Genomic DNA, 14255 nt, shown 5'->3' on the forward strand with positions numbered 1-14255 from the left:
TAAAATCAAATGATAAAGGCTTCCAATTTGGAAGCCTTTTGTTTTAGGGAACAAGACTATATCTACAGCTTCTCTAACAGCTCAGGCATTACCACAAACAAATCGCCGACCAATCCATAATCTGCAATGTCAAAAATAGGCGCATCAGGATCGCTATTAATTGCAACAATCACCTTGGAATCTTTCATTCCCGCCAAATGCTGGATCGCGCCAGAAATTCCGACGGCAATGTATAACTCCGGTGCAACAATTTTGCCGGTTTGCCCGACTTGATGGTCATTAGACACATAGCCCGCATCGACCGCCGCTCGTGACGCCCCTACCGCTCCACCTAGCTTGTCAGCCAATTGTTCTACTAAAACAAACTTCTCTTTACTCCCGAATGCACGCCCCCCCGACACCACTACTCTAGCCACTGGCAATTCTGGTCGCTCACTTTCTGGCGTTTGTTGCGAAACAAACTCACTAAGTTTATTGATAATCACCGTGTCGACTTGAGTAAGCTTAGGGACAACTGGCGTGTCAGATAGCTCTGCGGCATCAAAAGCCGTACTTCTTATGGTCATCACTTTATAGGGATCATTCGACGTGACTCTCGCCAATGCATTTCCAACATAAATTGGACGAATCACCGTATCGATAGACTCGATTGTCATCACGTCAGAAAGTTGACCAACATTAAGCAACGCCGCCACACGAGGCATCACATTCTTACCAAATGTACTGGCAGGAGAAAGAATGTGTGAGTAGTTTTTGGCTACTTGTGAGATCAAAGGTGCGATATTTTCCGCTAATCCATGTTCATATCCCTTCGCATCAACCCAGATAATTTCTGCAACACCTTGAACACAATTCAACTCATCCAAAACTGATTGGCACTGATAACCAATAAGCAACACAGAAACAGGAAGCGATTTATCATCATCCTTAATCTCAAATGCCGCTTTAATTGCACACAGCGTCCCTACAGCCAACGATTGGTTGTCATGCTCTGCGAGCACAAGTGTTGCTAATGGTCGGTCTTCCATGGTCATGCCTCATATAACACGTCAGCTCCATTACTTGAGCTTAGTCCACTTCACGTTAACGTCAACTGAGCTATAGTTTTCTGTATAGAAACCAAAACCTGTCACGCAGATGACGATAATAGAAAGGAAGCATAAAGATGGAACGAGAATGCATGGAGTTTGATGTCGTGATCGTGGGGGCCGGACCCGCAGGCTTAAGCGCCGCTTGTCGGCTAGCTCAACTCAACCAAGACAGTGAAGGTGACGCACTTTCAATTTGCGTTGTAGAAAAAGGCTCAGAAGTGGGCGCACATATTTTATCTGGCGCTGTTTTTGAAACTAGTGCCTTAGATGAGCTTTTCCCCGACTGGAAAGAAATGGAGGCCCCGCTAGCAGCCTCGGTTCAACGAGATAATTTCCTTTATCTTACTACTGAACAAAACCATATTCGAGTTCCTCACATCCTTACACCGCGTCCAATGATAAATGGCGAGAATAATTACGTAATTAGCCTTGCCAACCTTTGCCGTTGGCTCGCTAACCAAGCAGAAAATCTTGGGGTGGAAGTTTTTCCGGGCTTTGCCGCTGCAAGCATCAATTATGATCAGACTGGCGCCGTGACAGGCATTAACACGAGCGATATGGGACTAGATAAGAACGGCCAGGCCAAACCTAACTTTGAACCAGGTATCGAGCTAAGGGCAAAATACACCCTTTTTGCTGAAGGTTGTCGCGGACATCTGGGTAAAGAACTTATTCAAAGGTTCGACCTAGACGCAGGAAAGCAACCACAGCACTACGCGCTTGGCCTAAAAGAGATATGGGAGTTACCCACTGACAGTAAGGATGTATCTGGCAGTGTTATCCATTCCGCTGGCTGGCCCTTGAGTGAAACAAATACCACAGGCGGCGGTTTTCTCTATCACATGGAGAACAACCAAATCGCCGTCGGGCTTATTGTCGACTTGAATTACAGCAATCCTTACTTGAGTCCGTTTGACGAATTTCAACGCTTTAAGCACCATCCTGCTATTGAAACACATTTGAAAGGTGCTCAGCGCATCGCTTACGGCGCAAGAGCCATTGCGAAAGGTGGGCTTTCCTCTCTGCCGAGACAGCAATTCCCTGGCGGTTTATTGATTGGTTGTGATGCGGGGACTTTGAACGTCGCAAAAATTAAAGGCAGCCACACAGCAATGAAATCCGGAATCATTGCAGCAGAAGCGGTACATACGGCCCGACAAACTGGAGCTTCTGAGCCAGACTACCAGTCGTTGTTTGAATCATCATGGTTGTATGACGAACTCGCCGAAACGCGTAACTTTGGCGCGAACATTCATAAGTTGGGCAGCATACTTGGCGGTGCTCTTTCGACTTTTGAACACAACCTGTGGCAACCACTGGTTAAGAAGCCGTTACCTTGGTCTATCAAGGACTATTCGCACGATCATGAGCAGTTAAAACCTAAACAAGAGTGCCACCCAATTGCATACCCAAAACCAGATGGTGAAATCAGTTTTGATAAGCCTTCGTCGGTATTTTTGTCGGGAACACAGCACGAAGAGAATCAACCTTGTCACCTTGTTCTGACTTACCCTCACATTCCAATTGATGTGAATTTAGGTATGTATGACGAACCAAGTCAGCGCTATTGCCCCGCTGGGGTTTATGAAGTGGTGGAAGTGAACAATAAGTTGAAGTTTCAGATAAATGCCGCCAACTGTGTGCATTGCAAAACCTGTGACATCAAAGATCCTTCACAAAACATCACATGGAAAGCACCAGAAGGCGGCGGTGGACCGAGCTATCAAAACATGTAGATACGTTAGTATGTTGACGATCTAACAAATGGATAAACAAACCGATTGGCAGAGCCTCATTACTCCTGCCAATCGGCAAAATGATCAAGCAAGAAGTCGATAGCCAATCGCGCTCGTAGTGGCAGAAAGTGACGATTCTGATAAACAATCCAGCTGCTGTTGCCACTTCCCCAATAGGGCTCTAGGATTGGCACCAAACGACCAGACGAAATAGCATCGTTGAAACTGCTCTTCGGTAAGTACGCCACACCTAATCCTTCTGCACAGGCTTGCAAGACCGTGTGTGCGTTATTGCTCTTCCATCTGCCCTGCACTTTTACGCCATCTAAAGGCTTGCCGTCTTTTTCAAACAACCAAACGTCTTTGTTGGCAATAATGCAGCTATGACGCTTGAGTTGCTCGGGGTGCGTTGGCAAACCATGTTCATCGAGATAACGCTGACTGGCTGCCGCTGCCATGGGACGATCCACCAGCTTTCTCGCAACCAAGCCTGAATCACTCAACCTTCCGTAACGAATAGCGAAATCGAAGCCATCTTCAATAAAGTTGACCATGCTGGTGTTGAAGTTGATTTCTACCGTGAGATTAGGATGTTGCTTGGCAAACGCCATCAAGGCAGGCGCTACATGGTTCTCAGAAAACGCACCAGCGGCGCTCACGCGTAACGTACCACTCAGTTGAGTTTGCTGCGTGATGAGCTGTTCATTCGCTTGCTGAAGCCCAATCACCAACTCTTTACACTGCTGATAATACGCTTGCCCTGCTTCCGTTAGACTCACCATTCTTGTCGAACGTGCTAACAAGGCGACACCTAATCGCTCTTCTAACCTTGTGACTTGACGACTGACATGACTGGTACTGCAACCTAACTGTTTTGCCGCTGCAGAAAACCCTAAGCTCTCAGCAACCGTAACAAACTCATTGATACCTTCAAAACTGTCCATACTTACCTTTGCTATATAGCAATAATGTTTTGCCAATTAATCGTATTATCACTTATTTGTTTAGCAATTAGTATGAAGGTGTTCAACAAATACACGTAAGCCAAAAAGGAAACCATCATGAAGAAAGTACTCATCATTGTGACGAACCATGCGACCCTTGGTGAAACTGACCAAGCAAACGGAACTTACGCGCCAGAGCTCACTCATGCCCTTAGCGAACTACTGGGTGCAGGCTTCGATTACGACATTGCCTCTATCAAAGGCGGGCAAGCACCACTGTACGGAACCGACATCGAAGGTGACGCAATAAACGAGAAAATCTTGGCGGATGATGATTTCCAGAACCGCATCAACAACACGATTCCAGTGTCACAAATCAACGGTGACAACTATGATGCGATCTTCTATCCGGGTGGTTTTGGTCTTCTTTCAGACCTAGCGAGCAACGAAGATTTTGCCAAGATTTCTGCAAAACACTATGAAGATGGCGGTATTGTTGCAGCAGTTTGTCACGGTTCGGGCGCTCTTCTCCCTATCACGCTTAGCAATGGCGAAAAGCTACTTTCGTCTAAATCAGTAACAGGCTTCACTCGTGAAGAAGAGATCGACTTCGGCACCATCAACGATATCCCATTCCTATTGGAAGAATCTCTTGCACGCAGCGCAGCGCGCTACTCTAAAGTGCAACCATGGCAAGAGTTTGTAATTGTGGATGATCGTGTCATCACAGGTCAAAACCCAACGAGCGCACACGGCGTAGGCAGAGCGATTGTTGAACACCTAGCTTAAACGCGCCGGAAACGACAACCATCCTAGAAGAGGAAAGCGTGCTTTGTCATGCTTTCCCTTGCTACAGGCGATCGCAAGATGCGCTTATACTTCTACCCCTGCCTCGTCCTCTTCTACGATATCTGTTTCTTGGCTCGCCTCTTCCAGCCATTGCTGTAAAGATTCACTTGCTAGCACCTTCTGTTGGTAGACTTTGGCACCTTCCGATAACTCGATACCATAAGTTTGGAAACGCAATGCCACAGGTGCATACATGGCATCCGCTATCGACCATTCTCCAAATAACCAGCCGTTGGGATACAGCTTGGCTTGTTCTGCCCAAATAGCGTCAATGCGTGCAATATCTTTACGTGCACCTTCAGTTAAATCGACTTTTCTGCGCGCGCGGATATTCATTGGGAGTTCGCTTCTTAAGTTAAAGAAACCCGAGTGCATTTCTGACGCAATGGCGCGTGCTTTAGCTCGTTCTGCGGAGTTGCTTGGCCATGCTTTGCCTTGTAAGTATTGCTCGTTAACGTATTCCAAAATCGCTAATGAATCCCACACGGTTGCGTCACCATCCACCAAGGTAGGTACTTTCGCCGTTGGTGTAATATCTTCCAAGGTCTTATAAAAATCTTCCGTGAATAATTTGAGCTTGGTGACTTTCACATCCAGTTTGAATTGAGAAAAGATCAGCCATGCGCGAAGTGACCAGCTTGAGTAGTTTTGATTAGCAATAAACAGTTTCATGACGCCTCCATGCGGTTCGTGTTTTGAGTACCCATTCACAATATCTGATTGTATTTAAGGGGACTAACGGATAGTTTTGATGGAACACTTCAACAAAAACGATGGATGAGTTTTAGATATGGATATCGATGCGTTACGCAGCTTTCTGGCTTTTGTCGAAACGGGCAGTTTCACTCGTGCAGCCAAGCAGATCAATCGCACCCAATCCGCGTTCAGTGCGCAAATGCGTAAGCTAGAAGACGAACTCAGCGTCAGTTTGTTTGAAAAAGAAGGTCGTAACCTCATACTGAGTGAAGCGGGGCTGGCACTGCGCTCTCACGCCGAGCAATTGGTCAGCTTGCACAATCAAGCGCTGAAACAAGTGAAACGTTATGAAAACAAGCGCCCTCTTCGCTTAGGTTGCCCCGAGGATTACAACGACAATATCCTGCCTAGAGTCATTCGCGTATTACAACAATCTGAGCCCACATGTTCGATTCAAGTCTTTAGTGAGCCAAGCATCACCTTGAGAGAAAAACTCGATGAAGGAAAGCTAGACGCCGCTATTGTGACAAGAGCACCGGACAGTGAAGAAGGTTACTGGCTAGCAAGCGACAAAGGCGTATGGATTGCTCACCCTGACTTTGACATTGAGAACGCCCAACCTCTCCCTCTCGCCCTATTCCAAACCGACTGTAAATACCATGCGGCAGCAGTAGACGGATTAACCAAACGTGGCACTCCTTATCAACTACTGGCATGTTGCAATACGGCTTCTGCACAACGAGCAATTGTACGTTCAGGCATGGCTATCGGTGCGATGGGCAGTATTAGCGTTAGCGAGGATCTTAAGATCTTAGACGATATGCCATCGCTACCTTCCGTGGATATCGTTTTGGTCACGGGCGTCGAGCCTCATCCGATACTGGATAAAGAATGCTTGGCGCAATTGGTTGAGTTAATGGCTTAACTGAATTCGCTAACCAATCACAAAGTTAAATTGGCCAGTTAATCGCCCGTCGGTTCGTATGGTTTCAAACTGTAGATAATCTCGGGCTTTGCCACCCCACCATTCATCACCAGTATTGCCTTTTAAGTACAACTGAGTGGTCAGAAGCTCTTGGTTATCCCGCCACAACTTAACGTGAATGTGCGGTGGACGAGAGGCATAAGGCACGGGGTACAAAGTCTGGAATAAGTAGCGACCATCCGATTGAGTTTCTACCGCGCCAAAACCTGCAAAGTGAGTATCAAACTTATCATTATTTGGCTGCTTAGGGTGATCGTAAATCCCCTGCCCATCGCATTGCCAGATTTCTACTTTGATGCCTGAAACTGGGTTTCCCGATGTATCTACGACTTTACCTTGCAACACGATAGCTTCACCGACCAAACCTTCTGATTGCAGAATCAAGTTTTGACGAAGAGGAATATCCACTACTGGATAAAATGGCCCTTCTGTTTGTGCTGGCGTCGGCCGCATTGGTGTCGTCGCTTTTAAAGAGGGTGCGAACAACAATGTCCACAGCGCTAAAAAGTGTCTTCTTTCCATGGTGCCACCAATACAATTGCATTGAATTAAGTTTGGTGGAACTTGAGGGATTTGCCATAACGAATATAAAAAATGCCCCTGCAAGAGAGCCATTCGCAGAGGCACTGTGGAACTAAATGATGAGTGTTGATTGAAGGATTATGCGGCTTCGAACGCCAATGCTTTCTTCTCTACCTGACGGAAAATGAGAGTTAGCACACCATTTACCGTTAAATAAAATGCGCCTGCAATACCAAATACCGTCAACGTATCGTAGGTTTGTGCGTTAATGCGCTGCGCGTAACCCATCAGATCCATGATCGTAATCGTGCTTGCTAGTGACGTGCCTTTGAAGACCAAAATCACTTCGTTCGAGTAAGCCGGAACCGCACGACGAATAGCGTATGGCAGCAGCACTTTTAGTGTTGCGGTTTTGTTCATACCTAATGCACGACACGCTTGCCATTGACCAGAAGGAATCGCGTTAAACGCTCCTTTGAACAACTGAGTGCTGTATGCAGCGGTATTGAGTGCTAGCGCTAACATCGCACAGAACCAAGGTTGGCTTAACCATGTCCAGAATACACTTTCTCTTACGGCATCAAACTGACCCGGACCGTAGTACACCAAGAAGATCTGTACCAGCAAAGGCGTACCTGTGAACAAGGTGATGATGCCACGACTTACCCAATGCAAACCCGGAGTACGTAGGATCAGAGTCAGCGTCATCATCAGAGCTAAAAGACAGCCCACAACCAAGGAAGCGGCGGTCAATTGGAGGCTAGTGCCTAAGCCATCCAGCATTTGCCAAACGTGTTGTTCGTTCATGCGGTCGCCTCCTGTCCCATGCTCATGCCTTGAATTGAGAACTTCTTATCAATCAGTTTGACGGCACGTTGTGTAATCAAAGTAATGCCTAGGTAAATCACCGCAGCGGTTGCGTACCATGTAAACGCTTCATGCGTCGCTGCAGATGTTAGCTGCGCTTGTTTCAACAAATCCGTTACGCCAATCAGTGATACAAGCGCGGTGTCTTTCAGCAGAACCAACCATTGGTTAGTTAAACCTGGTAGTGCGTGTCTTACTGCTTGTGGTAAAACAATGCGAACGAAAGCGTGTGCTTGACTGATGCCGAGTGCACTTGCTGCTTCTCTCTGCCCTCTTCCAACGGCTTTTAATGCGCCACGTAGAGTTTGAGAAGCGTAAGAAGCGAAGATCAATGACAACGCCACCACGCCAGACAAGAACGGGCTAACTTCAATAAAGTCGCCGGTGATTAAAAACAGAACCTGCGTCGAACCAAAATAGATGAACAACACGACAAGGATTTCTGGCAAGCCACGTACAATCGTCACAAACGCCGTCATTGGCCATTTAACGAAAACGCGGCGAGACATTTCACCACTGGCGAATACCACTGCCAGAATCAAACCGACTAAGAGGCTTGTGAAGGCTAGCTGGACAGTCATCCAACTAGCTTGAACAAGCGATAAAGAGTAACCCGTTAGTGCCATATTACTTACCGAAGTATTTGTTGTAGATTACGTCGTATTCGCCGTTTGCTTTCACTGTTTTCAGTGCTGTGTTCAGCTTGTTCACTAGCTCGTCGTTACCTTTATTTACTGCGATACCGAAACCGTTACCGAAGTATTTAGGGTTAGTGATGTGCTCACCCACGTAAGCTAGGTTGTCTTCTTTCTTGAACCATTCTGCTACGACTGCTGTGTCACCGAATACAGAATCAATACGGCCATTTTTCATATCGATGAACGCGTCTTGGTAGCTTGAGTAAGGAACCGCGGTTACGCCCGGCATTTGCTCAATCAGGTAGCTTTGGTGTGTTGAACCGTTTTGAACACCAACACGCTTACCTTCTAGTGCTTTTTGATCAGCCACTTTTTCTTTGATAGAAACAAACGCTGCTGAGTTGTCATAGTATGCATTCGTGAAATTCACTTGCTCCAAACGCGCCTCAGTAATGTCCATTGCAGAGATTGCCGCATCGTAGCGCTTGAATTTTAATGCAGGGATCAGGCTGTCAAAAGATTGGTTGTGGAAGGTGCATTTTGCTTCCATTTCTTTACATAGTGCGTTCGCCAGATCCACATCAAAACCTTGGATTTGGTTGTTTTCATCCATGTATTCGAATGGGGCGTACGTCGCTTCCATCGCAAATTTGATCTCTTCTTGTGCTGCTGCGTTTGCTGCCATAGTTGCAGAAGAAAGGCCGATTAGTGAAGCTAGTAGAATCTTTTTCATTGCAATACTCCGTGTGTACTTAGTGGGCTGACACTCGCAATGACAGCCGAGCTTATCTGTTAAATAGACTGAACTTTAAAAACGTGATTTAGTGATTTAAGTAGTCAGCAAACTGGGCGGTTTGCGGGTTAGAAAACGAATCATTTGTGCCGTGCTCAACGATGTGTCCTTTTTCTAAATACAGTACGTGGCTAGCGATTTTCTTGGCGAAATCCACTTCGTGCGTCACAACTACTTGTGTAATTCCGGTTTCGCTTAAATCTTTAATAATCTTAACGACTTGGTTAGTAATTTCCGGATCAAGCGCAGCGGTCGGTTCATCAAAAAGCAAGACTTCCGGTTTCATCATCAATGCACGAGCAATCGCCACACGTTGTTGCTGACCACCAGAAAGTTGCATCGGCCATGCATCCGCTTTGTCTGCCAAATGCAGCGTCGCAAGAATTTGCATTGCCTGCTTCTTCGCTTCTTCTTTATCCATGCCAGCGACTTTTACCGGAGCCTCAATCAGGTTCTCCATCACTGTCATGTGTGGCCATAGGTTGTACTGCTGGAACACCATGCCTACTTTACGACGAAGTGCTAAACCTTGTTTCTCTTTGATTTCAGTAGAGAAATCAAAAACATCATTTGCGATGTTTAGCTTGCCGTTATCCGCACCTTCAAGAAGGTTAAGAACACGTAGTAGAGAGCTCTTCCCTGCACCACTTGGACCAAGTAACACCAGTGTTTCGCCGCTTTCACACTTAAAGCTGACATCGTGAAGCACTTGTGTCTCACCGTAGGATTTATTGATTCCGCTTACCTGAATAGTCATGCTGACATACCGCATTAATTGTCACTTGGCATTTATATTACTCAAAAGGATTTTTTATGCAATAAAAATGTATAAAAATTAATTTTGTTAAATTTTTGTATGATAAGCAATCAATACAACAGAGAATATGACTGGTTTAATCAGTTGGTTTTAACTGAAATTGTTGATGAAAATCCAACAATATGATGGCAATCGAAACAAGGTTAAAATTCTGGTTACTTTTGTGCTTGTGTAGACGGAATTTTGAGTCTTTGAACGTACTACACCCGACGCAGACCTTCTCATTTTTGCCGGGCTTCCCCCCTCGATTTCCGGTAAAGCCTTCTATCGGCGGGTTCCTGATTAGGGCTTTGCGCATGGACTATAATTTCTCTTTGTATTCTGGCCCTTAATTCGAGTCATCTAAGTATGAGTGAGATAACCCCATGTTGAAGTCGCATTGTTTTTCTCTCATTGCACTTGCTTCTCTGAGCTTACTTTCTATACCCAGCGTTTGGAGTAGAACATCAATCGTGTTACCTGGATTGCATGAACAGGGTATTGATCTTCAAGATAAGCCTATCTCTGCTGTGGCTACACGTGAATGGGAACTGGATCATGCTGATATCGTGTTTGGAGCTTACAAAGATAAGAGTGATAACGAGCGTGTAAAAGCGCTTGGTTACATGTACAACCAAAAGCTGGAACTTAACTCAGGTTGGCTGGAAAACGATATACGTAACCAAGCAGAACTGAATGGAATTGACTACGAAGATTTCTTTCTCCACTTTTCTGAAGACACTATCCTAGCTGAAGTCGACTCAAGCCATGGTGAAAATACCTTACTCAATCGAAAACCGATGATCGTTGGCTATACCGCCAGCGCTGACCACGCCGGCTTTTGGCTATATCAACCACCGCCATGGGATGCTGATGTATTTGGCCAAGCGAATAATGGTGGAGCCCTCTATGTCTATCACTCAGAGAAGTTCGACCGCTTAGCCTTTACGTTCTCTCAGTTTGCTCAAGGCGGCAGCTTCACGATTGAATACCCTTCTGCCATCGACTCGTTTGGTCAGATATCGGAGTGGAAGCCCTTTGATATTAAGAAAGATAGAACACAGGGCATGACCAAAGACCAAACAGTAAACTGGTCTGTTCCTTCGGATTGGGTTCGCGCTACAACGCATGATGGTAGCGGAAAAACTTATGGTGGCGGTCAGTACTTTGGCTCCACCTTTTTACGCGACGGCGGCCGCCTTTACGTTGCGAAAATTACTTGGCATGACGACAACATAGAAAACCGCCCACGTCTCGAAAACATTCAACTCAAAGATAGCTTCCCTGCCGTCAATATCTCAGGAGCACCAACGGAGACACCTGAAGGTCAAACCATTCAACGCTGGCGTAAAATTCGTGGCTTCGACAAATCTGCAGATCGAAACCAAGACAATTATCTTTCTTGGCATGAATACAAAAACCGTTCGAATAAGAATGCAACCGCACGATTTCGTTGGGAGTCACGCGTTATTCCATTTGGTCGTATGTGGAATCAAACCTCTTCTTGGGCATTGACCAATCTCGGCAATCCCTTTTTTGCCAATACAATGCGCCACTCTTACCAAGCTAAATGGGCGAAACAAGGTTTAAATGGTGCGTACAACGACGATACGAATAAGTTACTCGGTGCAAATCAGTTCTACATATATTCCGGAGGCACAGTGGATGAACTTGGTTTGGTGGCGGGTAGCCAAGCTGCTGACGATGCTTACAAAGCGCAATTCTCGGCGTTCTTGAATAAACTGGCAACGCTGGATGAAGATGCGTTAATTGGCCTCAACATAGGTACGGCAAACTTATTCGGTCGTAATGGGCAAAACCACTTGGTTAACGCTGGCTCCTTGTACTTGCGCGAGCACTACCTTTTCCCTGCTACCGGCTTTAGTGGCTATGCTGGCTTGGCTAAATTTTGGGATAACTCTGCACTCGCCAAAGCTGGCCAGAAAGTGATTTATCAAGCGACCACGCGTTATGGTCGCGTTCAATACTTTGGTAACACAGAAAACAATTGGAAACAGGACCAATACTCTGCACTAGCGGTGTTCTACTTAAACTATCACCCTGAGCGCATTTACTTTAATCAGTGGAACAATGGCTACTTATATGGAAGTAATAACACAACAAGTGACAACTTCTGGAAGGCAGGCGTACCAAAGAATATTGCTTATCAACCTAGCGCCTTGCTTGCCGTTGATTTGGGAGAGCCTGCCAATCAAATACCAGAGGGGTATCAGGCGACTCCGCTAATGATGTCCACCAGCACGCCCTATTCCGCCGATTACACGGTGATTGGAGATGCTTCTATGAGCAAAGTGGCTCATCCTGACTTGCCTAAAGGCGCTATCGATTTGTTACCAACCCATACGTACTTTGCGTATCACTCAGACGATACGGTAGTGATGCATGGCCCTACAGAGATGGTGTTAGCCCGAGAATTCACCAAAGGCCGAGTTCTGTATCGAACTGATTTCTTTGGCAAGAATATCGATTATTTCACCTCACCGAAGATGACAATCGTGCTTCCAGAGCCTATGCGACCTGTAGATCAAGACGGTAACATCGGCGACTATGTTTCTCATATTGAGATTGGCGGCTACGAAGGAATGTTCTTGCTGTATTAACGCCCTTTAAACCCTTCTCACCAAACGCTTCATAAATCGCCGTTTTTATGCTTAACGTCACTGAAAAAAACTTGTTCACTGAATCTTTATAAACCGATGTATATACTGAAGTAAATGACAACGACAAGGAAATTCAGTCACATGAAGACGACACCTTCAATGCTCTCTGTTCTGCTGCTATCAGCATTATCTACTCATGCAAATGCGGACGAATGCGGAAAAATAACCATCGCAGACATGAATTGGAATTCGGCCAGCTTAATGGCGCACATCGACCAATTTGTCTTAAATGAAGGCTACCAGTGTGATGCGGAATTGATCCCGGGTGATAGCGTTCCTACAGGCACCTCTATGATTGAAAAGGGGCAACCTGACGTTGCGCCAGAGTTATGGACAAACGGCATTAAAGAAGCACTTGATAAAGGGATTGCGGATAAACGCTTGCGCATCGCTAGTGAATCGCTTGTCAATGGTGGTGAAGAAGGTTTTTGGGTTCCCGCCTATCTGGTAAAACAGTATCCAGAACTCGCGACGATAGAAGGCGTCATCAAGCACGCCAAACTATTTGAACACCCAGAAGATGATGACAAGTTCGCGTTCTATAGCTGCCCTGCTGGTTGGACATGCCAAATCACCTCCGGTCACTTGTTTAATGCATTAGGGTTAAGTGAGCACGGCTTTGAGATGGTTGACCCAGGATCTGGCGCAGCATTAGCTGGCACCATCGCCAAAGCCTATGATCGCAAAATGCCTTGGTTTGGTTACTACTGGTCACCGACCCCCGTATTGGGCAAGTATGATATGGTCAAAGTGGATTTTGGTAGCGGAACAGATTTAGAAGAGTATCGCAACTGTACCACTCAGCCTGATTGCGCTTCACCACAAGTAACAATGTACCCACCTTCTCCAGTTCGCACAGTAACAACTGAGGCGTTTGCGAGCAAAGAACCCCAAGCATTCGCGTACTTGCAGAAACGCGGATTTACCAACGAGCAAATGAGTGAAATGCTGGCCTGGATGGAAGATAACTACGCGGACGGTGAAGAAGCGATGTTTTACTTCTTTAATACCTACCCTGACTTATGGAAAGCCTGGGTATCTGAAGACGTTGCAGTGAGAATCGAAAAAGCGCTTTGATGATTAATACTTAAAGTGCCACAAATCATTTAACCTCCCATACCGTTTGAATAAACGGCATGGGAGACTCATCGCCGACTCGTTAATACATGGTGTGACCATTCAATGTTTCTTTAGGAATCTCTTGCAGAGCGTCCCAATGTTCAACAATCTTCCCATTATGATCAAAACGAAAGAAATCCATCGTCACGTATTCAATATCATTAGGCCATGTTTGGTGAGTGTGTAGTGCCACCAAGTTCCCTTCAGCAATGGCTCGCACAAACGTAATATCTTTATCGGGATACTCGTTTTGCATCCGCTCAAAATACTCGATAAAAGCCTCGGGGCCATTTCCAACTAATGGATTGTGCTGGATGTACTCATCGCCAACATAGTCTTCAACCGCTTTTCTTGGATTACCTCGATAGGCGGTTTCGTAAAACGCAATGGCATTTCTTTTATTCTCTTGCAGATCCATTTTTCTTACCTGTGTTGCTCCATCTTGCGGATAACGGTAATCATAGTCTTTGAACTTCAGAAGTGACCAAACTTCGCGCACAAAAAAGGCCGCTAAAGAGCAGCCTTCATCACTTCTACT

General features: G+C 45.9%; 14 protein-coding genes. 5 read left to right on the forward strand and 9 right to left on the reverse strand.

Annotation, left to right across the window (positions count from 1 at the left end):
* Positions 1 to 62: 62 nt before the first annotated feature.
* Complete coding sequence (locus tag R8O70_RS17640; protein ID WP_258624107.1) at positions 63 to 1028, reverse strand: electron transfer flavoprotein subunit alpha/FixB family protein; 966 nt, start codon at positions 1026 to 1028, stop codon at positions 63 to 65.
* Positions 1029 to 1165: 137 nt separating this feature from the next.
* On the opposite strand from R8O70_RS17640, the gene R8O70_RS17645 reads away from it, so the two are divergent.
* Positions 1166 to 2827 carry an electron transfer flavoprotein-ubiquinone oxidoreductase gene (locus R8O70_RS17645; RefSeq protein WP_062730961.1) on the forward strand — a complete coding sequence of 554 codons (1662 nt, stop codon included), beginning with the start codon at positions 1166 to 1168 and terminating at the stop codon, positions 2825 to 2827.
* A 59-nt stretch (positions 2828 to 2886) separates the two neighbouring features.
* Here R8O70_RS17645 and R8O70_RS17650 read toward each other — a convergent pair whose 3' ends face one another.
* Positions 2887 to 3771 carry a LysR family transcriptional regulator gene (locus tag R8O70_RS17650; protein WP_213916929.1) on the reverse strand — a complete coding sequence of 295 codons (885 nt, stop codon included), beginning with the start codon at positions 3769 to 3771 and terminating at the stop codon, positions 2887 to 2889.
* A gap of 117 nt (positions 3772 to 3888) precedes the next feature.
* Here R8O70_RS17650 and R8O70_RS17655 point away from each other — a divergent pair, with 117 nt between their 5' ends.
* Positions 3889 to 4560, forward strand: coding sequence for a type 1 glutamine amidotransferase domain-containing protein (locus R8O70_RS17655; protein WP_318184284.1), 672 nt, complete (start codon positions 3889 to 3891; stop codon positions 4558 to 4560).
* An 84-nt stretch (positions 4561 to 4644) separates the two neighbouring features.
* On the opposite strand, the gene R8O70_RS17660 is transcribed toward R8O70_RS17655, so the two are convergent.
* Positions 4645 to 5292, reverse strand: a complete 648-nt coding sequence (locus R8O70_RS17660; RefSeq protein ID WP_318184285.1) for a glutathione S-transferase family protein — start codon at positions 5290 to 5292, stop codon at positions 4645 to 4647.
* A 118-nt stretch (positions 5293 to 5410) separates the two neighbouring features.
* Here R8O70_RS17660 and R8O70_RS17665 point away from each other — a divergent pair, with 118 nt between their 5' ends.
* The gene (locus R8O70_RS17665; protein WP_053307770.1) at positions 5411 to 6241 is read left to right on the forward strand and encodes a LysR family transcriptional regulator; all 831 of its coding nucleotides are present in this window, start codon (positions 5411 to 5413) and stop codon (positions 6239 to 6241) included.
* A gap of 9 nt (positions 6242 to 6250) precedes the next feature.
* Here the strand turns inward: R8O70_RS17665 and R8O70_RS17670 are convergent, their stop codons facing one another.
* The 5 genes from R8O70_RS17670 to artP all read right to left on the reverse strand — a co-directional run bounded on the left by R8O70_RS17670 (position 6251) and on the right by artP (position 9878).
* On the reverse strand, positions 6251 to 6823 hold the full coding sequence (locus tag R8O70_RS17670; protein WP_318184286.1) for a protocatechuate 3,4-dioxygenase: 573 nt from the start codon (positions 6821 to 6823) through the stop codon (positions 6251 to 6253).
* Positions 6824 to 6961: 138 nt separating this feature from the next.
* A complete protein-coding gene (artM, locus tag R8O70_RS17675) occupies positions 6962 to 7630 on the reverse strand; it encodes an arginine ABC transporter permease ArtM (protein ID WP_005388569.1) in 669 nt (222 codons plus the stop codon).
* Positions 7627 to 8316 (reverse strand): arginine ABC transporter permease ArtQ, encoded by a 690-nt coding sequence (gene artQ, locus R8O70_RS17680; RefSeq protein ID WP_042521067.1) that lies wholly within the window; start codon positions 8314 to 8316, stop codon positions 7627 to 7629. Before artQ ends, artM begins: the two co-directional genes overlap by 4 nt.
* A gap of 1 nt (position 8317) precedes the next feature.
* Positions 8318 to 9061, reverse strand: coding sequence for an arginine ABC transporter substrate-binding protein (locus tag R8O70_RS17685; protein ID WP_053303704.1), 744 nt, complete (start codon positions 9059 to 9061; stop codon positions 8318 to 8320).
* Positions 9062 to 9149: 88 nt separating this feature from the next.
* The gene (artP, locus tag R8O70_RS17690; RefSeq protein ID WP_102970230.1) at positions 9150 to 9878 is read right to left on the reverse strand and encodes an arginine ABC transporter ATP-binding protein ArtP; all 729 of its coding nucleotides are present in this window, start codon (positions 9876 to 9878) and stop codon (positions 9150 to 9152) included.
* Positions 9879 to 10303: 425 nt separating this feature from the next.
* Between artP and R8O70_RS17695 the strand changes: the two genes are divergently transcribed.
* Positions 10304 to 12538, forward strand: a complete 2235-nt coding sequence (locus R8O70_RS17695) for a hypothetical protein (protein WP_318184287.1) — start codon at positions 10304 to 10306, stop codon at positions 12536 to 12538.
* Between the two features lie 141 nt (positions 12539 to 12679).
* On the forward strand, positions 12680 to 13675 hold the full coding sequence (locus R8O70_RS17700; RefSeq protein ID WP_318184288.1) for an ABC transporter substrate-binding protein: 996 nt from the start codon (positions 12680 to 12682) through the stop codon (positions 13673 to 13675).
* Between the two features lie 82 nt (positions 13676 to 13757).
* Here the strand turns inward: R8O70_RS17700 and R8O70_RS17705 are convergent, their stop codons facing one another.
* Complete coding sequence (locus R8O70_RS17705) at positions 13758 to 14135, reverse strand: nuclear transport factor 2 family protein (RefSeq protein WP_031777276.1); 378 nt, start codon at positions 14133 to 14135, stop codon at positions 13758 to 13760.
* Positions 14136 to 14255 lie beyond the last annotated feature (120 nt).

Source organism: Vibrio sp. 779(2023) (assembly GCF_033344285.1).
GTDB lineage: Bacteria > Pseudomonadota > Gammaproteobacteria > Enterobacterales > Vibrionaceae > Vibrio > Vibrio alginolyticus.

What these genes read in the sequence shown, in the direction of transcription:
- artM (WP_005388569.1), bottom strand. Translation starts at nt 7,630, where the DNA reads ATGAACGAACAACACGTTTGGCAAATGCTGGATGGCTTAGGCACTAGC.
- R8O70_RS17650 (WP_213916929.1), bottom strand. Translation starts at nt 3,771, where the DNA reads ATGGACAGTTTTGAAGGTATCAATGAGTTTGTTACGGTTGCTGAGAGC.
- artP (WP_102970230.1), bottom strand. Translation starts at nt 9,878, where the DNA reads ATGACTATTCAGGTAAGCGGAATCAATAAATCCTACGGTGAGACACAA.
- R8O70_RS17685 (WP_053303704.1), bottom strand. Translation starts at nt 9,061, where the DNA reads ATGAAAAAGATTCTACTAGCTTCACTAATCGGCCTTTCTTCTGCAACT.
- R8O70_RS17645 (WP_062730961.1), top strand. Translation starts at nt 1,166, where the DNA reads ATGGAACGAGAATGCATGGAGTTTGATGTCGTGATCGTGGGGGCCGGA.
- R8O70_RS17700 (WP_318184288.1), top strand. Translation starts at nt 12,680, where the DNA reads ATGAAGACGACACCTTCAATGCTCTCTGTTCTGCTGCTATCAGCATTA.
- R8O70_RS17660 (WP_318184285.1), bottom strand. Translation starts at nt 5,292, where the DNA reads ATGAAACTGTTTATTGCTAATCAAAACTACTCAAGCTGGTCACTTCGC.
- R8O70_RS17695 (WP_318184287.1), top strand. Translation starts at nt 10,304, where the DNA reads ATGTTGAAGTCGCATTGTTTTTCTCTCATTGCACTTGCTTCTCTGAGC.
- artQ (WP_042521067.1), bottom strand. Translation starts at nt 8,316, where the DNA reads ATGGCACTAACGGGTTACTCTTTATCGCTTGTTCAAGCTAGTTGGATG.
- R8O70_RS17655 (WP_318184284.1), top strand. Translation starts at nt 3,889, where the DNA reads ATGAAGAAAGTACTCATCATTGTGACGAACCATGCGACCCTTGGTGAA.
- R8O70_RS17665 (WP_053307770.1), top strand. Translation starts at nt 5,411, where the DNA reads ATGGATATCGATGCGTTACGCAGCTTTCTGGCTTTTGTCGAAACGGGC.
- R8O70_RS17705 (WP_031777276.1), bottom strand. Translation starts at nt 14,135, where the DNA reads ATGGATCTGCAAGAGAATAAAAGAAATGCCATTGCGTTTTACGAAACC.
- R8O70_RS17670 (WP_318184286.1), bottom strand. Translation starts at nt 6,823, where the DNA reads ATGGAAAGAAGACACTTTTTAGCGCTGTGGACATTGTTGTTCGCACCC.
- R8O70_RS17640 (WP_258624107.1), bottom strand. Translation starts at nt 1,028, where the DNA reads ATGGAAGACCGACCATTAGCAACACTTGTGCTCGCAGAGCATGACAAC.